Genomic DNA, 25,809 nt, shown 5'->3' on the forward strand with positions numbered 1-25,809 from the left:
CGTTTATTCCCCTCCGTTTCCATAGTTATATACTTTCGTAGCCCGATAATATAAGTAAATTAACAGAACGGAGAATAACACAACAATCATCGATAACGCTGACCCAAACGGCCAATCACGTGCACCTAAAAACTGATTTTGAATTACATTTCCGATTAATGCAACTTTCGAACCACCCATAACGTCTGATACAACGAACATACCAATAGATGACACAAATACTAAAATCGATCCTGTCGCGATTCCTGACATCGTCATTGGAACTGTTACATGCCAAAATGCTTTGAGCGGTGTTGCTCCTAAATCATATGCCGCTTCTAATTTTCTCTTATCAAATTGTTCAATCGCTGCATATACAGGTAAAATCATAAATGGTAAGAGTGAATATACCATCCCTAGAATAACAGATGGTGTATTGTATAGTAAGTTTAAAGGTTCGCTAATAATACCTAATTTCAGCAACAATGTATTGACAAGCCCTTGTGAACGTAAAATAACAATCCAAGCATACGAACGGACTAAAAAGTTAATCCAGAATGGGATTGTAGCAAGAAGCAGTAAAAGAGAACGCCATTTACGATCAACAATCGTCACCGTATAGGCGAACGGATACCCAATCAATAAACAAAGTACTGTTGTAATAACAGCAATTTTTACTGTTTCCCATAACGTCTCCATATAGAGCGCATCAAATACACGTCTAATATTCTCTAACGTAAAGCTCATCTCAACTGTTCCATACGTCCCGCGCTGTAGGAATGAAAAAGCTAACACAAACAAGAGAGGGACTAAGAAGAAGATTAGTAACCACGCAACTGTCGGTAATGCGAGTAATTTCCCTTTTTTCAATTTAAGGTCACCTCATCCTCTTTTTCCCAGCCTATAGACACATTGTCACCAATGTTCCACTGCATCGCTTCGTCTGCACTTTGATACGCCATAAACAACTCGCCTGTTTTCTCATCGCGAATATAAAGCTTCTCCATATTTCCGACAAATTCAATATCCTCAATATGGCCAAAGTGATAGCCCTCATTAGATGACTCTTCTACAGAACGTATTTTCACATTTTCCGGGCGTACTGCTATGTATGCTTCCCTTGTTTGAACAATATTATTTTCTCCAATAAAGGTCGCAACGAACAACGTTTCTGGTTTATGATAAATTTCTTTTGGCGTGCCGATTTGTTCAATATGACCTTTGTTCATAACCACAATGCGATCACTCATGCTCATCGCTTCTTCTTGATCATGCGTCACATAAATAAACGTAATGCCAAGATTACGCTGTAAGTTTTTCAATTCACGCTGTAAATCTTTTCGAAGTTTAAAATCTAGTGCTCCTAGCGGTTCATCTAATAACAATACACGAGGATTATTCACAATTGCACGTGCAATCGCTACACGTTGCTGTTGCCCACCAGAAAGTTTAGATGGCTTTCGATTACGAAATTCTGTTAACTGTGTTAAACGCATCGCTTCCTCAGCACGTTCTTGTTGCTCTGCTTCAGAAACCTTTTGCATCTTCAATCCAAAACGAATATTCTTCTCAACCGTCATATGTGGGAACAGTGCATAATGCTGAAACACTAAGTTCATATGACGCTTATAAGATGGTAAATCGTTAATCGTTTCATCATCAAGCGAAATGATACCTTTTGTCGGTTTTTCAAAACCAGCAATCATACGAAGTAACGTCGTTTTCCCACAACCACTCGGACCAAGAATCGTTAAAAACTCGCCTTCTTTAATGTCTAAAGAAAGCGGCGGAATAATCACTTGATCCCCAAAATGTTTTTCTACTGCTTCGACTTTAATAATATTTTTCATCTTCTCTTCCTATCTACCTCATATTTTTGATATTCATAAATAACCAAGTATTCTATATACAATAACTTTGTTTCAATTTAAACAAAAATGATGTTTGATCACGCAATTTGAACGTGATCAATGGTGGATGTTCACCACTGATAGAAGCTTCACTTTATGTAATATGTTCAGTGTAATTTTGTACGATGCACACCTTGAATAGAAAAACCCCTTCGTGTTGAAGGGGCTTTTATCATACGGACGCACCAATTGATAAACACCATCATTATTTTAACAATTTTCGGATGAATTTTAAAGCACTTTTTGTAGAAGAATAGCGGATTTTCATATCGAATGCTGTCGATTGAGACAAAATGCTTTTATAATGTGAAAATGTTTGAAAGCTCTGTTCTCCGTGATAACCCCCTAGTCCACTTTGACCAACACCACCAAATGGTAAATACGGTGTTGCTAGATGATATACAACATCATTAATACAACCGCCTCCATAGGAAATGGATTGCGTTACTTGCTTTTGCACATCTCGTACTTCAGAGAAAACATATAATGCGAGCGGTTTCGGATGGCACTGAATTGTCGCTATCACATCTTCTATATTTTCATACTCTAATAATGGTAAAATGGGACCAAAAATCTCATCTTCCATAACAGCATCATTCCATGTCACATCTGTAAGTACTGTAGGTTCAATTACTAGTTTATCTTGATCATATTTCCCGCCGATTACAGCCTGACCATCTCCTAAAAATGAACATAATCTTTCAAAATGCCGCCCGCTCACAATCCGAACATACTTTTCATTTTGCAATGGTTTCTCTCCATATTGCTCGTGCACAGCTTTTCTCATTTCTTCTATAAATTGATCTTTAATAGAAGAGTGAACGTATACATAATCAGGTGCCACGCACGTTTGCCCCGCATTTAAAAATTTCCCCCATACAATTCGCCGCGCTGTAACATCAAGCTTTGCATCTTTATGTACTATGCACGGACTTTTGCCGCCAAGTTCAAGCGTAAGAGGCGTTAATTGTTTTGCAGCTGCCTCCATAACAATCTTTCCAACTCCCACACTACCAGTAAAGAAAATATAATCAAACGGCTCCTTCAGTAAAGCTGTGCTTACCTCAGCGCCGCCTTCTATTACAGCGACAAACTCTGGTGGGAATAACTCCGTTAACATTTTTGCAAGAACGCTAGAAACATTTGGTGTTAACTCTGAAGGTTTTAAGACAACTGTATTTCCAGCCGCAATCGCTCCAACTATCGGAGCAATCGCCAGTTGAAATGGATAATTCCACGGGGCAATTACTAACGTTACGCCATATGGCTCCGGAATAATTTTCCCTTTTGATCCAATATGAGTCATTGCCGTTTTCACACGCTTTGGTTTACTCCATTTAGAAAGATTCTTTATCATAAAAGAAATTTCTTTTAATGTATAGCCTATCTCTGTTGTATACGATTCATGCTCTGATTTATTTAAATCCAGCTTTAGCGCTTCAAAAATTTCAGACTCATAGCGCTGAATACTTTCATATAACGCTCGTAACTGTTTCTTTCTTTCCTCTATACTTCTTGTTTTCCCGCTATAAAAATAAAATCTTTGTCGTTCTACAATAGAAGCAATTGTCATAAAGCTTCCCCCCTTTACTTCATCATATATTATAATACATTTCTTGTTTCTTCTTATTAAAAATGAACTGATATGTAAAAATTTATTATTTATCCCGCTATTCGCGGGCAGTAATACTCCCACCTCAAAATTTGGTGAGAGCTGATTAAAGTTTCACTTTATGTTCCTACAAAAAAAGCTGTTGAAAGAAATCCCCTTCAACAGCTTTTTCATTATTAACGATATAAACGAACTGCCCCTGCAGAATTATCATCTGCTTGTCCAACCACTTCAAATTTCAATCCAAGTTTCGGTAATTTACGTCCTGCATCTGGGATTAAGTCGTTCATATAAGATTTAGAATCATCAAACTTCGTTACACCTGGTAATCCTTTGTAATCAAATGTTCCACGTGATGGAGATACAACTTTCCACGCTGGCGTTTGATTAAAGGAGAACGCAGCATCTGCAATTTGGTATCGTGTACTATTTTTAACAGATGGCTTACCATTTAACGTTCCAACAATTGCCTCTGGATGAGAGTCAACAACCCCTAAGAAACCTTCGCCTGGATGAAGACCAACCCAGTTATCTGTAAAGCTAGAGTCTGCATACCATACAACAAGACCTGTATTGTACTGTACACCGTTGCTATATTTTAACGATTGGTCAGCACCAGCATAATTTCTCCACTCTAAATAGTAGTTATGCTTCTTCTTATAAAAGCCGTCTGCTACAACGAAACCGTTTAATTTAAATTGTGTGTCACCTTCTGCATCATCAGAGAACACAACATTTCCATCGACAGTTAATGTCGCATTATCAAGCGTAAATCCATTTGGTGCCATAGCACCATCTGTAATGTATTCGAATACTAATTTTACTTTTTGGCCTTTAAATTGCCCTAAGTCATATGACTTATCTACCCATTTACCATCTGTTGTGTCCATACCATTTTTCACATTCTTTTCACCAATTCGATCCACTAACGTTTTCTTACCATCTTCTGTCACAGCATGTACTTCAATGAAGTCATAGCCCGTTTCAATTTCATACAATGATTTGTAATCAAACTTTGCATTTGTTGCATTTGTTAAATCAAACACTGGCGTTTCTAATGTCGTATGAAGATCGTCGCCTTTTGTACTATAGTAGTACTTCTTACCAAATCCAGGCTGAATACCTTTTACATCTTTGTCTGGTAAATTAACGCGAATCAGACCAGGACGAGCTGATTTCGTTACACTTTGATCTAAGTATGTCGCAAAACCGATACCGCGATTTAATTTATCATAATCAGCCTCTACAATGTTCGCCCAATTTCCGCCCATGTTCTTTTGAAAGAACTCTTTGTTTTGCGGAGAGAAACTTGGTGGCGTTGTACCTGCAATTTTACCTGCCCAGCTGCCGCTCATAACAGACCAAGAGTTAATTGGCTCACCTGATCCTGAATACTTCGTATCATACTCATCTGGAAGACCTAAATCATGACCAAATTCATGTGCGAATACACCAACTGCTCCGTCCTCTGGCTCAATTGTGTAATCGTATGCTGCCATTTTACCGCCCCAGTTATTCACCTTTGATTCTGTTCCTTCAATTGGATATGGGTTTCCAAGATTCCAGCGATGTGACCAAATTGCGTCGTCACCTAATCTACCGCCTCCTCCATCTTGACCAACTCCAGCGTGAATGACCATTAAGTGATCAATAAGACCATCTGGTTCATTTTTATTTCCGTCTCCATCTATGTCATATTGATCATACTGGTCAAATTCAGATAAATCCGTACCGCTTGCTACAGCTGCATCTAATGACTCTTTTACAAGATCACGAGGTCCTTTTGGCCCTTTATTATCATGACCGCCATCACCAGCATCTGCACCATAATCCGCTGCTTTACCTGGAACTGTTAACCACTTTGTTACTTTTCCATCAACTGTATAACTACCGCCTGATTGCTCTTCATAATATTGTTTAAATGTTGGAATTTTCGAACCATCAAAGAGCGTAAACGGCTCATCACCAAATAACATTTTTTGATAATGTTCTGAAGTAAAATCATTTGAATACATATAACCTGGTACTTGATCAATATTGTTATGCTTAAAGTCAGCATATTCTACTAGCAATACAAGAACTTTATCCTTACGAACATCACCATTATATTGTTTTTGCTTCGCTGAACTAGTTGGTACTTTTCCATTTAATCCACCTTTAACTTGCTCTTGCCCAGCTACTGGGCCACTAGCTGGCTGATCTGCTTTTTCTTTCATATCTGCTTTTGCATCTTTTACTTTTTTCAAAAAGTCAGAAGCCTCTCTTGAGACACTATCTCCTGCCGCTGGTTCTTTCCCAGCATTTTCGCCTTTTTTCTTCTCTACATATTTTTCAACAGCTTTTAATGTGTCTTCTTTCGATGCAGATTCACTAATTACACCGCGCTTCTTGAGCGCCTCTGCTAGACGATCCTCTTGAATTAAATTTTCATCAATTGGGCTTAAAGTTCCTGCATTAGATGGCGTTGCCGCATAAACAGATTGACTGCCAAACCCAAATGTGCAGCTAAGCATAGCTGTCGCTGCAAGCGTAGACAGCACTTTAAAAGGCTTTTTCTTCATCCCTATTCCTCCCCCAAAAAAATACGTTCTAATATTTTGATAATAGAAAAAATTCACTAAATTTACAATATACTGTCTAAATTTGTAATAATTTTGAAAAAATCCTTTGTTTTGGATTTATGCATATTCGGATTTAGTAATGTTTTCAGAAAATATTGATAAAAGTTGATAAAACCATTACAATTTCTGTATGTAATTGCAAGATATTAGTCTTGTTTGATAAATCTTCTAAAAAATATACAAATTTTATAGTATTTTAACGCAATTTTATTTTTCCATATTATAACAGTGTTAATAAATTAGTTTTCTAGCTTTTATAATCGCAATTATTAGGGAGGCGTCATTTGTGCAAACAGATAACAAAGAAGTACTTGATTTAGAATGGATTGATTTATTATTGGAAGCTTTAGATATGGATATGACAAGTGCAGAGGTATCTAACTTTTTGAAACATGGAAATGAACCCTCTCAGAATTAATCGATATTGTTCTTTTTAAAGAAAAATGTGTTATAATAATTTACATCTTAAGTTGAATACATACAGTAAGAAAGGTGCGCTAATATGATTGGAGAACGTATAAAACGACTGCGTCTACAAAGAGGCATCTCCTTAACAGAACTTGCCGAAAAAGCAGGCGTTGCAAAGTCATATATTAGTTCCATTGAACGAAACTTACAAAAAAATCCTTCGATCCAATTTCTCGAAAAGATTTCAAACGTTCTGCGCGTTCCTGTTGATGTACTTCTTCATGATGAACCAACCGAGGAACATACAATGGACTCTGAGTGGATCAAACTTGTTAAAGAGGCCATGCATTCTGGTGTTTCAAAAGAGCAATTTCGTGAATTTTTAGAGTTTAATAAGTGGAAACAACAAAAAAAATGATGCGAGAAGAGTGCTTTCAATGAAGGTACTCTTTTTATTTATATTATAAAAAGATGTTCAGACACAAAAAAAGCTGTTGAAAAGAATCCCTCTTCAACAGCTTTTCCATTATTAACGATATAAACGAACTGCCCCTGCAGAATTATCATCTGCTTGTCCAACTACTTCAAATTTCAATCCAAGCTTCGGTACTTTACGTCCTGCATCTGGGATTAAATTGTTCATATACGTTTTAGAATCATCAAACTTCGTTACACCTGGTAATCCTTTATAATCAAATGTTCCGCGCGCTGGAGAAACAACTTTCCACGCTGGCGTTTGATTAAAGGAGAACGCAGCATCTGCAATTTGATATCGTGTGCTACTTGCAACAGATGGTTTACCATTTAATGTTCCCACAATTGCCTCTGGATGAGAGTCAACAACACCTAAGAAACCTTCACCTGGGTGAACACCAACCCAGTTATCTGTATAGCTAGAGTCTGCATACCATACAACAAGACCAGTATTGTACACTGGACCACGACCATATTGTAATGCTTCATCTGCACCAGCGTAGTTTCTCCACTCTAAATAGTAGTTATTTTTCTTCTTATCAAAACCGTCTGATACAACGAAACCGTTTAATTTTAATTTTGATTCGCCTTCTGCATCATCAGAGAACACAACATTTCCATCGACAGTTAATGCAGCATTATCAAGCGTAAATCCATTTGGTGCTAAACCACCATCTGTAATGTATTCAAATACTAATTTTACTTTTTGACCTTTAAATTGGCTTAAGTCATATGACTTATCTACCCATTTACCATCTGTTGTGTCCATACCATTTTTCACATTCTTTTCACCAATTCGATCCACTAACGTTTTCTTGCCATCTTCTGCCACTGCATGTACTTCAAGGAAGTCATAGCCCGTTTCAATTTCATACAATGATTTGTAATCAAATTTCGCATTTGTTGCTTTTGTTAAATCAAACACTGGCGTTTCTAATGTCGTATGAAGATCATCGCCCTTTGTACTATAGTAATATTTCTTACCAAATGCAGGCTGAATACCTTTTACATCTTTGTCTGGTAAGTTCACACGGATCATACCAGGACGAGCTGATTTCGTTACACTTTGATCTAAGAATGTTGCATAACCAATACCTTTATTTAACTTATCATAATCGACTTCAACAATATTTGCCCAGTTTCCACCCATGTTCTTTTGAAAGAACTCTTTATTTTGCGGTGAGAAACTTGTTGGTGTTGTCCCTGCAATGTTACCAGCCCAGCTGCCGCCACTCATAATAGACCAAGATTGAATTGGCTCACCTGCACCAGAATACTTCGTATCATATTCATCAGGAAGACCTAAATCATGACCAAATTCATGTGCGAATACACCAACTGCTCCGTCTTCTGGCTCAACAGTATAGTCGTATGCAGCCATTTTACCGCCCCAGTTATCCACCTTTGCCTTTGTTCCTTCAATTGGATATACTTTTCCAAGATTCCAGCGATGTGACCAAATTGCGTCATCACCTAATTTACCACCGCCTGCTTCTTGCCCAACTCCAGCATGAAGAATCATTAAATGATCAATAAGACCATCTGGTTCATTTTTATTTCCATCTCCATTTATGTCATATTGATCAAATTGGTCAAATTCAGATAAATCCATACCGCTATCTACAGCTGCTTTTAAAGCATCTTTTACAAGGTCACGTGGTCCTTTTGGCCCTTTATTATCATGACCGCCATCGCCAGCATCTGCACCATAATCTGCTGCTTTACCTGGAACTGTTAACCACTTTGTTACTTTTCCATCAACTGTATAACTGCCACCTGATTGCTCTTCATAATATTGTTTAAATGTTGGGATTTTCGAACCATCAAAGAGTGTAAACTGGTCATCACCAAACAGCATTTTTTGATAATGTTCTTGATTAAAATCGTTTGAATACATATAACCTGGTTCTTGATCGATATTGTTATGTTTAAAATCAGCATATTCAACTAGTAATACAAGTACTTTATCTTTGCGAACATCACCATTATATTGTTTTTGCTTCGCTGAACTAGTTGGCACTTTTCCATTTAGTCCACCTTTAACCGGAGCTTGTCCAGCTGCTGGCCCTCCAGTTGGTTGACCTGCTTTTTCTTTCGCATCTGCTTTTGCATCTTTCACTTTTTTCAAAAAGTCAGAAGCTTCTTGTGTAACACTATCCCCCGCTGCTGGTTCTTTTCCAGCATTTTCGCCTTTTTTCTTCTCTACGTATTTTTCAACAGCTTTTAATGTGTCTTCTTTCGACGCAGATTCACTAATTACACCGCGTTTCTTGAGCGCGTCCGCTAAACGATCCTCTGGAATTAAATGATCGTCAATTGGAGTTAAAGATCCTACATTAGACGGCGTTGCTGCATAAACAGATTGACTGCCAAATCCAAATGTGCAACTAAGCACAGCTGTCGCCGCAAGCGTAGACAGCACTTTAAAAGGCTTTTTCTTCATCCCTATTCCTCCCCAAACCAAAATATGTGATAATATTTTGATAATAAAGAAAATTATATTAATTTGCAATATATTCTCTTAATTTGTAATATTTTTGAAAAATTACGTTTTTTCCAGATGATCTTATATATAAATTTATTGATTTTAGGGGATATCGTTATAACAAGGCGCGTTATTTATGCAAACGGATCAGAAAAAAGTACTTGATTCAGAATGAATTGATTTATAGTAATAAGCTTTAAATATGAATATGAGCAGCGCGGAAGTATCTAACGTTTTGAGACATGGAAATCAATCATCACAGAGCTAACCAACATTGTACTTTCAAAAGAACAATTTCGTGAATTTCTTAGAGTTTAATAAGTGGAAATAACAGCAAAAATAATGCGAGAAGAGTGCTTTCGATGAAAGTGCTTTTTTTGTATTATAAAAAGCGGAGGAATCCCTCCGCTTTCATTATATTGCTTATTTCTCTTCACCATCAGTTTGTGAAGCATTGAAAGTCCATTCTAAATTCAACTTATCGCCTTGGAAGATATTTTGGTCTTTTCCATTATCTTCGAAAACGAATTGTACCCATAGGTAATCCTCTGAACCAGCTTTTAATCCACCTTCTTCAGCCCATTCAGGAGCAAATACATCTTTTGCAACTACATCTGGATCTGCTGTTTGCAGGTCAGCTAATGTTGTTTCATATACTGGTTCGCTTTGCTTATCCCAGTTCCAGATAAACTTCACTTTAATGTGCTTACCGAAATCTTCACCATTATTATCGCCTTTGCTATCAGTTACTGTATATTTAGTAGCTAGCTTTACATCTTTAATTGCTAATGAACCTTTATTTTGTAATAAAAATTCTTTTTTCACGGAATCGCCTGGTTTTAAGTTGTCGATATCAACGATTGTTTTTGGATTAAGTGCAAGATCTAACGTACCCGCTGCAAACGTATTGTTGGATACCTCTTGATCGCTAAAGAATGCAAACGTTCCTCCACCGATTAAAGATAAGCCTAACGCTGCTGATGCTACTCCCATACCTAATTTTTTCTTAAGACCCATTCTAAATTCCCCCAATTTTCTTTTTATTGTTAGCTCTTATGTAGATAAGAGATGTAACTAATAAAATAGTTGCTTTGTTTCAACATAACCGTTGCATGTCTGCCACCCAAATAGCTCTATGTATGTTCTTTACTAAGTCCCTTATATTCATTATAAAGAACATACGGTACGGAAATAAAACCTCAAAAAGTTCTGTATTTTCTGTTTTTTTAACGTTTTAATTTACTTTCCTAGCTTTTTCGTCACTTTCCTTACAATTTCTCTTTTTTTATACATATATAATACGTTCCTTTATTTTCGCTTCATTCGTTTTCCGTATACAAGAAATCCCGCCGCCATCATCATTCCAATTCCGATTAAGATGGAATACATATAATCAGCACCTGTACGCGGTAATAGTTTTATATAATTTGCTGAATCATTTCCATTTGTACTTCCATTAAAATCTTTCGGTTCTCCAATATGACCACCATCTTCTTCAGCATAAAATACAAATTTAACTTGTGCTTCTAATCCTTGATACTCATTTCCTAATTCTTCAGGAAAGCGCACAATATATTGTAACTGTTCACTCTGCTCAGCGGATAATATACGTCCTGTTTGCTTTGTAAAACCACTTAAACTTCCTTTATAAAGAACACGTTCCTGCTTATCCTTTACCTCTAATGTTAATCCATCATATAGCTTTTTAGATCCTTCTGTGAACTCAGCAGACATCGTATATAAAAATCCCGTTGTCCCATCATTATTCACACGAACGCTCCGTTTCGCCCAGTCCCCAGGCTTCATATCCTTCGTTACATCAAGTAGCATCTCTTTTGGTGTAAGACTTAAATCAATCTCCTTACGCTCCTTAGCGAGCACTTTTTCCCTACTTGTTGTAATTCCAATGATGAATGCAACTATACAATATACGACCACGATATACCACAGCTTTTTCCGTTTCATAATCATCCCTCATAAAATATGAAATAGGAAAAGGCAAGGCGACTCGCCTTTTCGATTAAAAACGTTATCTTTGCCTGTATCTTATGATGTATGAATTGTACATTTGAAATTCAGTTTTCATCTTGGAAGATATTTTTACCCTATCTGCATTCTCAGAAAATCTATTTTTTAGCCTTTCCTTATAAGCATGCGTTACTGCTTTGTTCCCGCAGCTGATTCTTCTTTCTTTTCATCAGGCTGTACTGGTGGAGTACCCTGTTGATTTTGTTTCAACTGTTCTTCATTCTTACGATTATCCTGCTTGTTCTCTTCTTGTTTTGGAGGCTGCTCTGTTTGCTGAGAAGAATTTGAAGGTTGTACAGATGATATGATTTGAACACTGTTTGCTTGTTTCTTTTTCTCTTCATTTATTTGTTTTTCTAATGCCCCAATACGTTCATCTACTTTTTGTAAAACTGCTTGTTTCTCAACATCACTGCTAATACTTTGCACTTCATTAAAACCTGTTTGTACATATTTTAATACTTCTTGTGCAGAACTCTCTTTATTTTTCTTTGCATCTTCTACCGCTGTTTTATAATAAGACTCAATTTCCGTAAAGTTAGCTTGTAGTGCTGTAATTTCCGTCTTTATTGCTTCTCGGTGCTGCTTCCATTCAACAAGTTTTCCTTCTAATTCTGCAACAGTTCCATTTCCTGCATAATTGATCGCATTAAAATGATTGAAAATCGCTTCTCTATGTTGCTTTACTTCCCCTGTTAACTTTTCAATTGTTTTTGGAAAAACCATCGCAGTTGATAAGGTTGCCTCTACTTTTTGCTGACTTACATAAGATGCTTCTGTATGTGTCACGACTTGAGATCCCATATAAAAAGCTATAGAACAGACACATGGTAATATAAGAATATTTCTTACTTTCCTTGATGATTTTTTCATATTCACACCTGCCATTAGATGAATTTATATTCCTTATAAAGAATTATAACATTCTTTATAAGGAACAAGACCATCTAATAAAGATAGTCTTGTTCCTTACACTTTACCTTTCTTCACCAGCAGTTTGCTGTGCATTAAACGTCCATTTTAATTGAACTTGATCGCCTTGGAATTCATTTTGGTCCTTGCCATTATCAACAAATTCAAATTTCACAGTGAATTTATCAGAATTCCCTGCAGAAATACCTTTCTCATCCCAAAACCAAGCAATAAGATCATTATCTACAGCTGTAAGCGTGTCTTTCTTTAATTTATCTAACGTTGTTTCTTTCACGATTGTTTCATGTTTATCAATATTTCTCAAGAAAGTAACTTTAATATGTTTACCAAAATCTTCTTTATTATCTACCTTTGTATCTACTACACTATAATCTGTTTGTAGTAATACTTTTTTAATATCTAAAGAACCTTTGTTCTCTAGTTTAAAATCACGTTTAACTGTATCACCAGGTTTAAGATTATCTACATTAACAATTGTCGTTGGATTTGCTACTAAATCAAGCGTACCTGCTGCAAACGTATTATTTGATACTTCTTTGTCACTAAAGTACGCAAATGTTCCTCCGCCAACTAGTGCTGCTCCAAGTACCGCTGACGCTACGCCCATTCCTAACTTCTTTTTTAATGTCATCCCACTTTCCCCCTAAGCTCTACATATATTTGTTAACCTTCAATGATTGAAGAGTATAACCATTTTATCCCGCTATTTGTGGGCAGTAATATGCCCCCTCTCAAGCTTGGGAGAGAATCTAAGAAGCTAGTTGGAAGATAACTGTCCGTAAAATTCCGATTAGACAAGCTTTCCATCAGTGCCCCACTGATAGAAGTTTCACTTTATACAGATTGCCCTGCATCGGAAGACTTGCTTTTCTTTTCAGAATCAATGCTGCGTATTGCTCCAAAAATAGTAACTGCAGAATATCCCAACAATAAAACACCTGGAATAACTAATAACAATGCTGCCCCGGCTTTCGAATTTGCATAACTTAATAAATAACCAACATGCGGTACAGTAATATCTGCATATTTTCCAATTACATTTTCAGAAAGAACCGGATTTAAATCCGGACCATTATTATTGTCACCTTTTGTTTCATAAGCAACTTTTCCATTTATATTTTTCACATCAATAATGCGATGAGTAACAATCTTATTATCTTTCTCTTTAAACGTAATAACATCGCCTTTTTTATATTTTGAACCATCTTTCGTTGGTTCAATTGCAATAACAGATCCTGTTAAAAACGTAGGTTCCATCGATCCTGATAATACCGCCTTGAATTGGTATCCCATTACCGTTGGATCGCCGCCACTCGCCTTTGACGAAATAACAACAAACGCTAACACAACCATAATCGTAAACAAAACAAAAGAAATAATATTACTAATTACCTTCCGTACTAACTTCATCGGTTTCCTTCCTTTCGTTTATTTCGTCTTTATATAAACAAATCGCAAAAAACATTCCCATTCGACGTTCTCTTTAACGAACCTAAACTCATATTATAACGAATATTCAAAAAACACAATAAAAAATAGGCAAAATACATCTGCCTATTTTCATCGCGACAACATCTTCTGTTTTTTACGATTCCAAAGAAATACCAAGGTACTAAAAACAATAAGAATAGCAGCACCGATACCAGCCATTAACTCATACGAAAAAGTAGATTTTGTTATACTATTCTCTCCTGGCTTCTCAAATACAACATTTTCTTTCGAAAGAACATTAATACTTTCTATCGTTTGATCATTTTTCTTAAGATCTACAGTCCCAATCACATCACCGCGGTGAAGACCTGTTTGATATAAACTCGCCTCATCAACATGCTTTTCTTTAAAAACAACTTGTACATTTTTCGCTTCACCTTGTTTTAATACAAGATCACCACTTCGCTCAAGCTCACCATCTACTGACTTATTCAAGTAAAGCATTTGCTTAGTCCAATTGTTTTTATCTACCACTTGTTGTTTTGCAAATTGCGGAAATGCATAATCAGCAAGCTTTCTCATATCTTCATAAATTTCTGGCTTTTGTGAAGCCATTACAACATTTACAATACGATTTCCGTCTTTCTCATTTATTTGTACAAGTGTATTACGTGCTTCATTTGTAAAACCTGTTTTCCCGCCAATACAATTTGGATTTTCAAAATATTGACCTTTATTAAAGATAGAAGCAGTTTGTCTTGATGTTGTAACAGTTGTTCTCTTCGTATTCATTGCCGTCATAATTTCTGGATGCTTCATCGCACCTCTTGTAATCATAGCCATATCATACGCTGTTGTATAATGATTTGGATCATGAAGACCGTTTGGCGTAACAAAATGACTATCCTTTGCACCTAACTGTACTGCCTTCTCATTCATCATCTTCGCAAAATTTTCAGGACTTCCTGCCACATGCTCCGCAATCGCATACGCTACATCATTCGCACTCAGCACCATCAAAATCATAAGTGCCGTATCACGATCTATCGTTTCACCTTGTTGAAATTCAATTTGATAATTACTTTTCTCCTGTTCAAGAGCTTTTTGAGAAAAACTAATTTTCTCTCCAGGCTGCACATTCTCCATCAATAAAATACTCGTTAATACTTTCGTTATACTAGCAGGAAAAGCATGTTGATTCGCATTCTTGTCATACAAAACATCACCTGTTTTCGCATCCACTGACACCGCAAACTGTCCAAATACCTCCGGCGCTGGTGAATTCTCTGCATACAACTTAACAGGCGCAAGCAAAAATAACAAACTTGCAATAACCAAAGCCGAAATCTTCTTACAATTAAACATTCACTTCTCCCTTTTCTTAACTCTATATATATACGTTATTTATTATAAAAATCAAAATAGAATACGACACTACCTTCTATTTACCGTTTTCCAGTATATCATAATTTTACAAAAAAAGACAGAACAACAATACATAAAAAATAGGAGGAATTACTCCTCCTTATCCTCTTTATCCCCCTCATCACTTAAAAGATCCATAAGATTTTTTTTCGCTTCCTCTTCCGTTATCTCATCCGTTACCCCGATAAATGACCAACCCTTTGATTCCATCCATCTTACAAGCTCTTCTCCAAATTCTTCTTGAGATACATCTACATCAAAAACTGCTCCATTAATAGAAAACGTTCTATATCTCGGCACATACATTTTAAAATTCTTTCTTACCATTTACATCCCTTCATTCGTATATTTATTCTTATAAACCTATTAATTATTCCTTTGTATAATATATTAATAAAACGGTAAAAAATGAACTCTTCATATGCCCTAAAAACTACTAAATAAATGGAAAACTTCTTTCTTTTTAATCCGTCTTATCAAACAACTGGAAATCACCAAATATGACTCCTACTAAAACAAGACCTCCACAACAAACACAATCCCTTTTTTAAACATCTTGCTCCCCTATACACCCATATCCAATTTATTTCATCATATCATATTTGCCAGAATATACCTTTCCTGCATTATCATGTAGAATACATATAATGTTATAAAATGAAAAACAACACCCTTTTGGTTATTATTTGAAATTTACAAATAAAAAGTCTTGTAGAATTCACATCATTTCATTTATAATAGAGACCATAAAATAACAAAGATGTTTATCCATCACTATTTATCATGATCCCGTAGCTCAGCAGGGAGAGCGCCACCTTGACAGGGTGGAGGTCGCTGGTTCGAACCCAGTCGGGATCATAAAATACGGTAAAATGGCGTTCTATCAACGGATAGAGCGCTATTTTTATGCGATGATTTAATCGTTGATTTAACCGACAGGGTTTCGGTACACCGCCAAACTGTATGTCGGTATGGAAACCCCCTATTTCGTTACAAAACGGAAAGGGGGTTTTTGTTTGTCTTCTAATCGTTTGAAAGGTAAGCGTCTCAAACAAACACGTGCTACTCGCCGTACCTTAGATGATTTGCACATTCTATTTACAACGTTCACTCACGTAAAAGAAGCCGAAGGACGAGCGCCTGGTACCTTACGTCAGTACCGCGAAAACTTTCATTATTTTATTGAGTATTTAAACGAGAAAGGTATACCGCATGAGTTAGGCGCACTTGATACAGAAATAATCAGAAACTACATCGTTTATATGCGAAATGAAAAGATTAAATTCGAGGGGCATCGTTTTAAAAAAGAGGAACATATGACGGTTGGTCTATCGGAATCTACCGTAAATACTAGACTGAAAACTTTACGAGCATTTAGTCGGTATTTATACGAGGAGCAAATTCTTGACGAAAATCCCTTACTAAAGGTTAAAAATCTTAACGAGCCGTTAGAAGAAATTGAAACGCTATCCTTAGACGAAATCAAACGTCTACTAAGCGCACCTGACAAAAGGAAATTCAGCGATTTTAGAGACTTCGTATTAATGAACATTCTACTAGACGGAATGCTACGGATTAGTGAAGCTTTGACGTTAACTATTAGCGATGTAGATTTTGAGAACAACGTTATACATGTGAGAGGACGGAATGCAAAAAGTAGAAAATATCGGATAGTTCCGATACAAAAACAAACGAGCAAACTTATTTTCGAGTTGGTAACGGAGAACAGAGTCGATTTCGATGATGTCTTAAAAGGAACGAAGAATTCCCTGATAGAATGGCATACGAAGCATAATAAAAGAAACAAATACATAAGCCGGCTCAAATAAGCAGCCGGTTTCTTTTTTATGGACAAACCATACGACGTCACACGTTAAGAGATATGCGGTCTAAATTGACTTTCGGAATTAAAAAACACCTTTAAAACAAAGATACTCTATTTCTGTCAATATAAAAGTCTATACAGATATGGTATAATTTTCATGTTTTATTAAGTATAGAGAGGATGCAGGCGATGGGGAAATTTCAAAGTAATATTCAAACGGCAGGACAAATCGCGACGCAAATGGGTACCGCTGCCAATACGATTCAAAGTGCCACAAGCAGATCCATAACAAAATCATCACGTACAACGTTATCTGTCAACTCCAAAGCGCAAGAAGCGAATCAACAAGCTTTGGAATTAACGAAACAATTTTATAGCGCCTTTCAACAAGCAGTTAGCAACATTCATTCTGTAGCTCAAGATTTTGAGCGTATGGATAACGAACTTCAAAGAATGTTCAAGTGAGATAGCAACCTACATAAACATGGAAAAGTAGGAGTGAAAAAATGAGTCAAGATATTCAAAAACAAATGAAGCAACTGAACGGAAAATTAAGAAGTCTATCTGATGAACAATATCAAAATCAACGCGCGATTCAAAGGCAAGAACAAGCAGAAGCAGATTTTTATCAATGGAAAGGTCAAAGCTATCGCTTGTTTGATCGTTTATTAGAAACTTGGCATAACGATAGAGAACTAGGACAATTTTTTCATAATCTGCGTCAAGATGCAGGACAAATTGAACGAAAACTTACATACGAATTGGAAGACCAAAAAGAAACATTGCTAAAGGAGAAACAAAACTTAAGCAAGCTAGAAAATGACATTCACCATCAGCGCCAAAGATTATCACTGGAGGTGAGGTCATGAGCCTAAACATGTATCTAGGAGAAGTACAAGCTCAGACACAGAGTATGAATGCTTTTTGTACTGCAACTATTCAAGGAATGGAACAAGTCATTAATTCAATTGATGTTTTTGTATTCGATGCTGTTTTGCAAGGGCAAACTTATGACAGTGCAAAAGCCTTCTTTGCACAAACCTTCCGTCCTTTAGCGCAAGGAATCATTTACTTATGCGAAGAATTAATTCACCAAAATAATGCTTTCCCGAGTGATTTCCAATCTCGAGTCGCTACAACGGATGTTATTGAGCAAGAAATAAAGGAACAGATGCTACAAATTGACCGAACAAAAGCAGGTATTGAAGGAATTAGCAATGCCCTTCCAGCTATGCAAGCTATGATGGGTATTTTTGATGCAATGAAACAAAAGTTACAAGAAAAATTGGAACATCTGTATGAATTCAATTATACTTCTAGTAGTAACTATGATACAGCAATTCAACTAGCTACGAGTATTACCCGAGGGCTTGCGGAAGTCCAAAGCGGGAAAGGTTTTAGTCCTGCATCAGGAACATTTAGTACACAAGAACTAAATATGGATTGGGCAGCCCCTATTCAACAAATTATAGCAAAACGTGAAGCAGAACGGTTTGCCAATTTAGATAGCGAAGCTTTAGGTCAATCTGATTTCATGAAGAATGACAAGACTACATTAGATCAATTTAAAGAAGGATGGCAAATCGGTTCTGGACGAGCTATTGGAGACTCAATAGAAGATTTCAAAGCATTGGGAGACAAGGAAACGTGGGAAGATATGGCGTATGCTGCATCGCACCCTTTTTATACCCTTAAAACCATGTACAATGTCCTTTCAGATTCGTATATTAAGAATGTAAAAAATGGTGATTTTGAAGATGCTGTAATATGGTTCAGTTATGGCGCAACACAATTCGCAACAGGTGTACTTTTTGATAAAGGTATTGGTACAATCGCAACAGTTTTAAAAGGAGCCAGATATGCAAGAGTAAAGGACGTCAAAGTACCACGTATACAACAAACTGTTACAAATTGGGTTGATAATTTAAGTATAGGAAATCGATTGGCGTTTGCCGATACTAATGGACTTAACTTAAAATCTTTCGATAATCCTATGTTTAATGAAGCGAAGGATACTTTTTTATTCTTCGATAAATATAAGTCTCATCCAAATTCTATTTTTATGAACAATAAATCTGTCGAACACCTTTTTCATGGAAACTTTAATAGATATAGAGAACCTGGTGGATACCATCATGAAAGTATGATGGGAGGCGGAAAAATAAAACCCGGAACTGAATCAACACCTAATCGTTTTGGTGTATATACTGCTGAAATCGAAGTTAGTGGAGTTCCGAAAAGCTCACCATCTACCTTTTTTCCAAAACATTGGGATAGAACACAAGTACTAGAAGCAATTCACGAGGCTTATAACAATAAAAGACGTATAAATGGTAATTTATATTCAGGTAGAACATCAGCAGGAATGGAAATTAGGTTGGTTCTTATTAATGATAAAATCATAACTGTTTATCCAATGTATTGAAGAATGTGAGGTACCCAAAAATGAAATATAACTATACTATAACAAAAAATGAAGATCTAGATTCTTTAAAAATAGAATTACCAAAAGGACTAGAAATTGTGGCAACATTTTTAGAAAACGATATACAAGGTATTCCAATTAAATGGTGGTTGCAAGAGATTGATGAAGTATTAAATAACTTAAAAGAATATAATGAATTTAAAGGTATATTATGTGCAGTTCAAGTAAAAAAAGATGAGACCCTAATTGTCGATTTATATTCTATCCACGATCCTAATATATGTAAAATAGAAACAATCGAATTAAGAAAATTAATTGAAGTTTGGGGACAAGCACAAAAAGTTTATAAAGATAATAACTAAAAAAATTAGTTTCTATGAAGAAATTCATATTAAGCTACTTCTTTGGTATGGGCTCGGTATTGTACCGAGTTCATGTCTTTTAGTTTAGCTTTAATTCGTTTGTTATTGTATTTATGTATTCGAACGTTTAATTAAACAAGATAAAATAACAACACCTTACTGGAAAATGCTGTGATTGTTTTGAAAAAAGATAACCAAGGAATTTTTATTATTACAGGATATCCAGAAAAGTAGAGAAGAGAATTTGTATGGAAAATAAATACATACCTTATGAAGAATTGGGTAATTTTTTAGCAGGAACATTTCACCAAGATATTGAATCACCTAAGGAAGCTCTTAATGAATTTATAATGGAAGTTACAAAAATCTGTATCGAAAATACTAAAAATCACATACTTTCGTTTTTAAACAGTAATCTAACTGATAGTGAAAAAGAGGAATTTATTAAATATAATGCTTACATTTATTTCCCTGCATTAAACTTAACAGCTATAGAATGGTTACAGCAGACCCTTGAAATACTAAAAGAAGCTATAAGAAGTAAAAAATAAAATTACACTAAACAAATCCGACTCAGCGTGATATAAGTCGGCTTTACTATTACTTCACACTCACATACGCATCACTAGCCGTAATGTAATACGTTACACCTTTCGAATTATGCACGCGGTATTGCGGATACCCGGCTACGCTAACCTTTGCGTCGATAGTAAAGCCGAATCCTGCATCGACAGTACCGGCTACATACGACTTGTCCCACGTAGCTTTCGTATAGAAGTTTAGGTCATTTACTTTGGAAAGGCTAGCGCCAATTTTAACGCTATTTTTCTAGAGAATAGTCTAGGAATTTAGCGGTATATATGCGGAGTAATACAAATACATTCAAAACGTCTTATATATCGTAAAACGTAGAGTATTATCTAGTGATTTAGACCCGAAGTTATTTTTTGATTCGCGCATGTTACTTACGCCTGGCGACGGGAATCTCACCGGACCTCCCCCGCCCATAATAAAAAGCCGGTATTATTTACCGACTTATATATTTTCTTCGTATTCTTTTACCAACTTATAAAATGTTGTCTTCCCTACTTCTGCCTCTTTCATCGCTACTACAGCCGTTATTTCTCCAGCTTTCCATCGCTTATATACTTCGATAAACTTATCTGTAATGATTACTTTCGGTCTACCTAGTTCTTTCCCTTGCTTACGTGCGTTAGCTATACCTTCGGCTTGTCGAGTGCGTATCTTCTTACGTTCTTCTTCAGCTATCCACGACAGTATTTGTAGTACCAGGTCAGCTACGAATGTGCCGACACTATCCTTATACTTTGTCGTATCTAATAACGGCATATCTATTACGATGATATCTGCCTGTATCTCTTGCGTTATCTCATTCCATTCTTTTAATATCGCATCCTTATTACGCCCTAACCTATCAAGTGAATGAACGTATAATACATCACCTTTACGTAACGCACGTTTAAGCGTCTGGTATTCTGGTCGGTCGAAGTCCTTACCGCTTTGCTTATCGATGTATATATCACGCTCGGAAATACCTAACTCCTTTAACGCTTCTAACTGTCTGCCCTCGTTCTGATCCTTAGCGCTTACCCTTACGTATCCAATCTTTCTACTCTCCGCCATTCCCCTTACTCCCTTTCTGTTATGTTTGATTCGATTGTAAAATAACCGTTCGTAAAAGTCGATAAAACAAACGAACGTTCATAAAGTATTTTCTTACATTAAACGAACGTAACTTCACTTAATAATCGACCTGTTATTGATGGTTCGTAAAGGTATACTTTCTCGAACGGTAGTAACGGACGGTAGTAATAAACGGTGAATTGAAAATAGATCGGGTTACGACGCACGGAAACCGTGCGTGGGAGAGATAATCTAAGGGTGAGTTTCAGAGGGTGGACGTGCGTCACGAGCGTGCGGCTGGTAAAGCGGGAAGTATGTAACGTAGTGTATAACGGTGAGAATAGTCGATTTTGTTCAGTTTTGTTAACTATACGAAACGCGTTGCGTATTTGGTACGACGTCGTACCGCTTGTTGACACGTAGCAACGTATATATGTTATGCCGTTGATCTGTCCGAATAAGGTCGTACTATACGACTGGTAATATACACCAGTATTTTGATATAATCGTTATGCAACATAATACTAAAGGACACAAACGGTTTCCCTATTTTAGAGCGCTAACAATAGCGCTCTTTTTTACGTTATACGACTTCATATTTACCGAATATACTCACCTGTCCTTCTCCGATTTATCAGTAAGTTATCTCGTTATTTACGCTTAGGATTGACGCTAGTATTTACGACCTCCTCTTCCGTCCACCTTCTTAGTTAGCGGTAGTCACTATCAAAAACTATGTCGGATTATTTATCGACGAGGTGACGGTATATTCCGTTGTAGTTTTGCGGTGCTAATGCTATAATCGTTAGTAACGAAATAGGAACGTTTTTATTTTAACGTTGATTTATCGCATGATTTAGCGATTGATTTAACGTCATGAGTTACCGTATGGTCCTCCGTAACCTTGACAGGGTGGAGGTCGCTGGTTCGAACCCAGTCGGGATCATATATTTTTATGAGACCGTTTTCTACAAGGGTTTGTAGGTGTTAATGTTTTATACTTTATACACCAAAAATCACCCTAGTATTGCGGTCATTTACTTTTTAGGGTGCAAGTTATTCACGTCTTCTTATGCGGTAAACCAAATTACCGATATAGGGAGGCGCTTTATTTTGTCCAGAGCAGGTAAAAGAGGTAAAGCAAAGTTAGGTCGTACAAATGTTGAATACAGTTTACCTAAAACTCATGTAGAAATGTTATTTTTATGTAAGTAAGGTATTTTACCCTTTTAATCGTGTACTTGCATACTCAAACAAGAAATGCCCCTAGTCGTTTTAAACATATATTCTTCATAACAACATGCATAATAACCTTCTGTTTCTAATTTGACCCAATAAACTTCTTCTATTTCTTGTTCAAACTTATTCAATAATTGTCCTATTATATATTCTTTCAGTGTCAATCCATTTAAATCATACCCGTGTGGTATTGTTCCAAACCAAGACGTTTCACCATCAGAATATTGGCAAACAAGGAAATCCTTCTTCCATTCTTTCATCTGTATGAGTTCTATTGTGTCATTATTAGTAGCATATGTATCCTTTTTTGCAAGTTCATATATATCTTCCTGTTTATTTCCCTATAAGTGAATAAGCTCATAATCATTGCTCACTTGCTGCCCCTCATTAACCCTAGCAAGGTCACTTAAAATTTTATTTATCATTTCCATAGTTAAATTCCCTTAAATTTAAAGACTCCTCAGCTAAACGTTAACATATATTCCTTTGATAATTAGTTAGAATTTCTCAATTGATGCCTTTCCAACACTAAATTATCAGGAACATAAATACATTTATTGTTATAATTAAATGCATAACATGTTATAGGGAGTGGTCAATTTGAAAAAGGCATTGATTGTTGGGGCACTATGTTTATCGTTAGCTTCTTTAACGGCATGTGGGAATACTAGCGAAAAATCACCCACTGAACCAAAGCAAGAAGCGAAAAAAGAAAAGAAAGAAACAAAGGTAACAGTTGATTCTTTTATTACTGAATTTAAAAACGCCGGCTTACAAGCGGAGAATCCTACCGATCTACCTCAAAAAGAATTTGGTAATATGCGTAAAGAAGGTAAACGTTTATTGGTACCATCTCTTGGTGAAGATAACGGCGGAAGACTATTTGAGTTTAGTAAAAAAGAGGACTTAGAAAAGGCTAAACAATATTACGATGAGTTAGGAAAATCCGGTCCAATGCTCTTTTCACATACATACGCAAAAGGTAACTTTTTATTACAAATGAATGGTGAAATGAAGGACGAAGAGTTCGCAAAATATAAGGATGTAATGGACAAGCTAGTGAAATAACGCAAAAAAGAAGCCACCTTCAAAGAAGTACCCCTCCAAATGTTAGACACAGTGTAACATTTGGAGGGGTACTTTTTTTACCGACTATAATTTAAACGTTTTTAATTTCTTCTAAATATAAGCACTGTAAAGCCAATTCTTCCGAAAGTTCCGAACCGCTATGTATCAGACGTTGGAGACGGCCTAAATGTAAACCGTTGTAAAAAGATTAGTCCATTTCTTCCTATTTGATCACTCCTAATATTTTGCTATAAATTTATTTTATCCCTTTTTAAAATGGATATAGTACTCATCGATTCACGGTATCGATAATATTATAGTACCTTGCAAAACATACTAGTTAATGGTATGTTTAGTAATAATTGGATATACATTGAATGGAACTTTCATATTAAAGGTAGTGAGAGATCCTGTAAACATACAATTTTAAAAGGTGTGTTAGAACTAATAGCTTTAGCGATACTACCGAGAGTGATTAATCATTTTATAAAGGAAGGTGGTTTTAATGAACAAAAGTGAATTTCTAAAACAACTTGGCTCTTCCCTGAAGAATATACCAAATTCAGAGAAAAAAGATATTATTTCAGAATATGAAACTCATTTTATCAGTGGTAAACAGGATGGAAAATCTGAAGAAGAAATTTCTAAAGGTCTAGGAAACCCTAAAACGATCGCTAAAGAACTTCATGTTATATATGCTATAAACAACGCTGATAATAAACGAAGCCTCAAAAATATGATAAAAGCAATATTTTCTGTTATGAGCTTAAGTTTTTTGAACTTTATATTTATCATTATCGCTTTCTTCTTGTTACTCTTGTTTTTTCCAATTCTTCTGGCGCTCATAATTGCCACTCCATTACTATTAGTATCACCTATCCTATTAATAGTAGTAGGACTTATTAAAGGATTTCACCAAATCCATTTTTCAGATCTTTATAGTGTATTTGTAGGTTTTCTCATTGGTTTAACAATTGCTGGGATATCTTACTTTGCAATAAAACATTTATACTCACTTTTAGTAAAGTATTTAAAATGGAATTTAGCCATTTTACAAAAGTATTAATTAAGCAAAAAGGAGATGAGATTAAAATGAAAAAATATACTTTATATCTATTCATGTCTCTCACTATTGTATTTATTTCTGCTTGTTCATACGATACATAATCTAATGAAGTAAACGATTCACGTTATGATAAATTAAGCAATGTACAATCTATTAAAGATGTTACTATTAAAATTCCAGAAAATATATTCGACTCTCAAAAAAAGAATGAAAATATTAATGAAGATGAAATGAAACAAAGTATAAAAAATTATTTAGATTATAGTTGGGAGTTAACCGAAAACATCGTTCCACTTTCTTCAACAATTTCTGATGAGAATGTTACTGAATCCGATCGAGAAAAATTACAAAAACTAATGGATTTAGCCAAAAAGAATGATGCGAATTTTCATGATTTTATTAGCAATAATAATATACCTGCTGATTATCAAAAACCTTCAAAGGAAATCTATGAATATATTTCATCATCTACGGCACTTTTATTAGAAATGCAACAGGAAATAGACAAACTCTCGCAAAATGGTAACTTGTTAAAAACAGATTTTTCTTTTACAAAACGTTTTACTACAGTTAATGGTAGAAAACAAAAAGAAATCGAAAAATTTCTGAACGAAAAAAATATTAAAACTACATATTTCAATCAACAATAGTATATTCCCTTCAAAATAGTCACTAAAAAAGGCTACTTTGAAGGGGATTTTTTGTGGAAGGACTATAAAGCGAAACTTTAATCAGTGTTTTTTTCTTATCCCCCACCCCTATCTTCCTTTCCTCCGCCGAATTTTGAGGTGCCCACACAATACCATAATAGAATAAATATAATAATAGTCATTGTTTTATGGAACTAGGGGGTGGCTGTATCGAAGGGATCTAG

25 protein-coding genes, 1 tRNA gene and 2 pseudogenes are annotated in these 25,809 nt (G+C 35.7%); 12 read left to right on the forward strand and 16 right to left on the reverse strand.

The genetic code is table 11. The annotated features are described in order from the left end of the window. Positions 1-3: 3 nt before the first annotated feature. The 4 genes from AB1280_RS11330 to AB1280_RS11345 form a co-directional block, all read right to left on the reverse strand. Positions 4-849, reverse strand: a complete 846-nt coding sequence (locus AB1280_RS11330; protein WP_272187431.1) for an ABC transporter permease — start codon at positions 847-849, stop codon at positions 4-6. Continuing rightward, positions 846-1,829 carry an ABC transporter ATP-binding protein gene (locus AB1280_RS11335; RefSeq protein WP_429755846.1) on the reverse strand — a complete coding sequence of 328 codons (984 nt, stop codon included), beginning with the start codon at positions 1,827-1,829 and terminating at the stop codon, positions 846-848. The genes AB1280_RS11330 and AB1280_RS11335 overlap by 4 nt, the downstream gene beginning before the upstream one ends. Positions 1,830-2,094: 265 nt before the next feature. Continuing rightward, the gene (locus AB1280_RS11340) at positions 2,095-3,462 is read right to left on the reverse strand and encodes an aldehyde dehydrogenase (protein WP_429755847.1); all 1,368 of its coding nucleotides are present in this window, start codon (positions 3,460-3,462) and stop codon (positions 2,095-2,097) included. A 215-nt stretch (positions 3,463-3,677) separates the two neighbouring features. Further along, complete coding sequence (locus AB1280_RS11345; protein ID WP_429755848.1) at positions 3,678-6,062, reverse strand: immune inhibitor A domain-containing protein; 2,385 nt, start codon at positions 6,060-6,062, stop codon at positions 3,678-3,680. A 346-nt stretch (positions 6,063-6,408) separates the two neighbouring features. Between AB1280_RS11345 and sinI the strand changes: the two genes are divergently transcribed. Together sinI and AB1280_RS11355 are read left to right on the forward strand one after the other, a co-directional pair. Continuing rightward, entirely contained in the window at positions 6,409-6,540 is a 132-nt protein-coding gene (gene sinI / locus AB1280_RS11350) for a DNA-binding anti-repressor SinI (protein ID WP_272187426.1), read from the forward strand. A gap of 84 nt (positions 6,541-6,624) precedes the next feature. Continuing rightward, the gene (locus AB1280_RS11355; protein ID WP_429755849.1) at positions 6,625-6,948 is read left to right on the forward strand and encodes a helix-turn-helix domain-containing protein; all 324 of its coding nucleotides are present in this window, start codon (positions 6,625-6,627) and stop codon (positions 6,946-6,948) included. A gap of 111 nt (positions 6,949-7,059) precedes the next feature. Here the strand turns inward: AB1280_RS11355 and AB1280_RS11360 are convergent, their stop codons facing one another. The 8 genes from AB1280_RS11360 to AB1280_RS11395 all read right to left on the reverse strand — a co-directional run bounded on the left by AB1280_RS11360 (position 7,060) and on the right by AB1280_RS11395 (position 15,633). Continuing rightward, on the reverse strand, positions 7,060-9,447 hold the full coding sequence (locus AB1280_RS11360; RefSeq protein WP_429755850.1) for an immune inhibitor A domain-containing protein: 2,388 nt from the start codon (positions 9,445-9,447) through the stop codon (positions 7,060-7,062). A gap of 465 nt (positions 9,448-9,912) precedes the next feature. Further along, positions 9,913-10,506, reverse strand: a complete 594-nt coding sequence (gene calY, locus AB1280_RS11365) for a biofilm matrix protein CalY (protein ID WP_429755851.1) — start codon at positions 10,504-10,506, stop codon at positions 9,913-9,915. 291 nt (positions 10,507-10,797) lie between these two features. Further along, positions 10,798-11,454, reverse strand: coding sequence for an LPXTG cell wall anchor domain-containing protein (locus tag AB1280_RS11370; protein ID WP_429755852.1), 657 nt, complete (start codon positions 11,452-11,454; stop codon positions 10,798-10,800). 192 nt (positions 11,455-11,646) lie between these two features. Next, a complete protein-coding gene (locus AB1280_RS11375) occupies positions 11,647-12,306 on the reverse strand; it encodes a DUF4047 domain-containing protein (RefSeq protein WP_429755853.1) in 660 nt (219 codons plus the stop codon). Between the two features lie 187 nt (positions 12,307-12,493). Beyond that, positions 12,494-13,081: a TasA family protein gene (locus AB1280_RS11380; RefSeq protein ID WP_429755854.1), complete on the reverse strand. Its 588-nt coding sequence runs from the start codon at positions 13,079-13,081 to the stop codon at positions 12,494-12,496. Positions 13,082-13,284: 203 nt separating this feature from the next. Further along, the gene (sipW, locus tag AB1280_RS11385) at positions 13,285-13,860 is read right to left on the reverse strand and encodes a signal peptidase I SipW (protein ID WP_429755855.1); all 576 of its coding nucleotides are present in this window, start codon (positions 13,858-13,860) and stop codon (positions 13,285-13,287) included. Between the two features lie 150 nt (positions 13,861-14,010). Continuing rightward, the gene (locus AB1280_RS11390; protein WP_429755856.1) at positions 14,011-15,246 is read right to left on the reverse strand and encodes a D-alanyl-D-alanine carboxypeptidase family protein; all 1,236 of its coding nucleotides are present in this window, start codon (positions 15,244-15,246) and stop codon (positions 14,011-14,013) included. A 150-nt stretch (positions 15,247-15,396) separates the two neighbouring features. Beyond that, positions 15,397-15,633 carry a hypothetical protein gene (locus AB1280_RS11395; protein ID WP_272187418.1) on the reverse strand — a complete coding sequence of 79 codons (237 nt, stop codon included), beginning with the start codon at positions 15,631-15,633 and terminating at the stop codon, positions 15,397-15,399. Positions 15,634-16,091: 458 nt separating this feature from the next. Between AB1280_RS11395 and AB1280_RS11400 the strand changes: the two genes are divergently transcribed. The 6 genes from AB1280_RS11400 (at position 16,092) to AB1280_RS11425 (ending at position 19,918) form a co-directional block, all read left to right on the forward strand. Then, positions 16,092-16,164 (forward strand) — tRNA-Val (locus AB1280_RS11400). Between the two features lie 158 nt (positions 16,165-16,322). Beyond that, positions 16,323-17,135, forward strand: a complete 813-nt coding sequence (locus AB1280_RS11405) for a tyrosine-type recombinase/integrase (RefSeq protein ID WP_429755857.1) — start codon at positions 16,323-16,325, stop codon at positions 17,133-17,135. Between the two features lie 185 nt (positions 17,136-17,320). After that, positions 17,321-17,596 (forward strand): TIGR04197 family type VII secretion effector, encoded by a 276-nt coding sequence (locus AB1280_RS11410; RefSeq protein WP_429755858.1) that lies wholly within the window; start codon positions 17,321-17,323, stop codon positions 17,594-17,596. Between the two features lie 41 nt (positions 17,597-17,637). Then, positions 17,638-18,000: a DUF3958 family protein gene (locus AB1280_RS11415; protein ID WP_429755859.1), complete on the forward strand. Its 363-nt coding sequence runs from the start codon at positions 17,638-17,640 to the stop codon at positions 17,998-18,000. Continuing rightward, positions 17,997-19,556, forward strand: coding sequence for an EndoU domain-containing protein (locus tag AB1280_RS11420; protein WP_429755860.1), 1,560 nt, complete (start codon positions 17,997-17,999; stop codon positions 19,554-19,556). The genes AB1280_RS11415 and AB1280_RS11420 overlap by 4 nt, the downstream gene beginning before the upstream one ends. Positions 19,557-19,576: 20 nt before the next feature. After that, positions 19,577-19,918: a hypothetical protein gene (locus AB1280_RS11425; protein ID WP_429755861.1), complete on the forward strand. Its 342-nt coding sequence runs from the start codon at positions 19,577-19,579 to the stop codon at positions 19,916-19,918. Positions 19,919-19,947: 29 nt separating this feature from the next. Here the strand turns inward: AB1280_RS11425 and AB1280_RS11430 are convergent, their stop codons facing one another. Further along, the gene (locus AB1280_RS11430; RefSeq protein ID WP_429757330.1) at positions 19,948-20,037 is read right to left on the reverse strand and encodes an IS3 family transposase; all 90 of its coding nucleotides are present in this window, start codon (positions 20,035-20,037) and stop codon (positions 19,948-19,950) included. Positions 20,038-20,166: 129 nt separating this feature from the next. On the opposite strand from AB1280_RS11430, the gene AB1280_RS11435 reads away from it, so the two are divergent. Then, positions 20,167-20,469, forward strand: a complete 303-nt coding sequence (locus tag AB1280_RS11435) for a contact-dependent growth inhibition system immunity protein (RefSeq protein ID WP_429755862.1) — start codon at positions 20,167-20,169, stop codon at positions 20,467-20,469. Positions 20,470-20,518: 49 nt separating this feature from the next. Here AB1280_RS11435 and AB1280_RS11440 read toward each other — a convergent pair. The 3 genes and pseudogenes from AB1280_RS11440 to AB1280_RS11450 form a co-directional block, all read right to left on the reverse strand. Then, positions 20,519-20,719, reverse strand: a pseudogene (locus tag AB1280_RS11440) (N-acetylmuramoyl-L-alanine amidase); the annotation flags it as partial. Positions 20,720-20,953: 234 nt separating this feature from the next. Next, a complete protein-coding gene (locus tag AB1280_RS11445; protein ID WP_429755863.1) occupies positions 20,954-21,562 on the reverse strand; it encodes a recombinase family protein in 609 nt (202 codons plus the stop codon). Between the two features lie 1,229 nt (positions 21,563-22,791). Next, positions 22,792-23,124 carry a hypothetical protein gene (locus AB1280_RS11450; RefSeq protein WP_429757331.1) on the reverse strand — a complete coding sequence of 111 codons (333 nt, stop codon included), beginning with the start codon at positions 23,122-23,124 and terminating at the stop codon, positions 22,792-22,794. 292 nt (positions 23,125-23,416) lie between these two features. Here AB1280_RS11450 and AB1280_RS11455 point away from each other — a divergent pair, with 292 nt between their 5' ends. The 3 genes and pseudogenes from AB1280_RS11455 to AB1280_RS11465 all read left to right on the forward strand — a co-directional run bounded on the left by AB1280_RS11455 (position 23,417) and on the right by AB1280_RS11465 (position 25,585). Continuing rightward, entirely contained in the window at positions 23,417-23,869 is a 453-nt protein-coding gene (locus tag AB1280_RS11455) for a stress protein (RefSeq protein WP_429757332.1), read from the forward strand. Positions 23,870-24,374: 505 nt separating this feature from the next. Then, positions 24,375-24,935 carry an HAAS signaling domain-containing protein gene (locus AB1280_RS11460; RefSeq protein ID WP_429755864.1) on the forward strand — a complete coding sequence of 187 codons (561 nt, stop codon included), beginning with the start codon at positions 24,375-24,377 and terminating at the stop codon, positions 24,933-24,935. 26 nt (positions 24,936-24,961) lie between these two features. Then, positions 24,962-25,585: pseudogene (locus tag AB1280_RS11465) on the forward strand (NDxxF motif lipoprotein). Positions 25,586-25,809: the final 224 nt, after the last annotated feature.

It is taken from the genome of Bacillus sp. S10(2024) (assembly GCF_050473865.1).
GTDB lineage: Bacteria > Bacillota > Bacilli > Bacillales > Bacillaceae_G > Bacillus_A.

Bases quoted from the DNA above. Each gene is read 5' to 3' on its own strand.
- AB1280_RS11460 (WP_429755864.1), top strand. From the start codon at position 24,375: ATGAACAAAAGTGAATTTCTAAAACAACTTGGCTCTTCCCTGAAGAAT.
- AB1280_RS11345 (WP_429755848.1), bottom strand. From the start codon at position 6,062: ATGAAGAAAAAGCCTTTTAAAGTGCTGTCTACGCTTGCAGCGACAGCT.
- AB1280_RS11425 (WP_429755861.1), top strand. From the start codon at position 19,577: ATGAAATATAACTATACTATAACAAAAAATGAAGATCTAGATTCTTTA.
- AB1280_RS11415 (WP_429755859.1), top strand. From the start codon at position 17,638: ATGAGTCAAGATATTCAAAAACAAATGAAGCAACTGAACGGAAAATTA.
- AB1280_RS11340 (WP_429755847.1), bottom strand. From the start codon at position 3,462: ATGACAATTGCTTCTATTGTAGAACGACAAAGATTTTATTTTTATAGC.
- AB1280_RS11335 (WP_429755846.1), bottom strand. From the start codon at position 1,829: ATGAAAAATATTATTAAAGTCGAAGCAGTAGAAAAACATTTTGGGGAT.
- AB1280_RS11410 (WP_429755858.1), top strand. From the start codon at position 17,321: ATGGGGAAATTTCAAAGTAATATTCAAACGGCAGGACAAATCGCGACG.
- AB1280_RS11390 (WP_429755856.1), bottom strand. From the start codon at position 15,246: ATGTTTAATTGTAAGAAGATTTCGGCTTTGGTTATTGCAAGTTTGTTA.
- sipW (WP_429755855.1), bottom strand. From the start codon at position 13,860: ATGAAGTTAGTACGGAAGGTAATTAGTAATATTATTTCTTTTGTTTTG.
- AB1280_RS11420 (WP_429755860.1), top strand. From the start codon at position 17,997: ATGAGCCTAAACATGTATCTAGGAGAAGTACAAGCTCAGACACAGAGT.
- AB1280_RS11360 (WP_429755850.1), bottom strand. From the start codon at position 9,447: ATGAAGAAAAAGCCTTTTAAAGTGCTGTCTACGCTTGCGGCGACAGCT.
- AB1280_RS11370 (WP_429755852.1), bottom strand. From the start codon at position 11,454: ATGAAACGGAAAAAGCTGTGGTATATCGTGGTCGTATATTGTATAGTT.
- calY (WP_429755851.1), bottom strand. From the start codon at position 10,506: ATGGGTCTTAAGAAAAAATTAGGTATGGGAGTAGCATCAGCAGCGTTA.
- AB1280_RS11445 (WP_429755863.1), bottom strand. From the start codon at position 21,562: ATGGCGGAGAGTAGAAAGATTGGATACGTAAGGGTAAGCGCTAAGGAT.
- AB1280_RS11355 (WP_429755849.1), top strand. From the start codon at position 6,625: ATGATTGGAGAACGTATAAAACGACTGCGTCTACAAAGAGGCATCTCC.
- AB1280_RS11395 (WP_272187418.1), bottom strand. From the start codon at position 15,633: ATGGTAAGAAAGAATTTTAAAATGTATGTGCCGAGATATAGAACGTTT.
- AB1280_RS11380 (WP_429755854.1), bottom strand. From the start codon at position 13,081: ATGACATTAAAAAAGAAGTTAGGAATGGGCGTAGCGTCAGCGGTACTT.
- AB1280_RS11435 (WP_429755862.1), top strand. From the start codon at position 20,167: ATGGAAAATAAATACATACCTTATGAAGAATTGGGTAATTTTTTAGCA.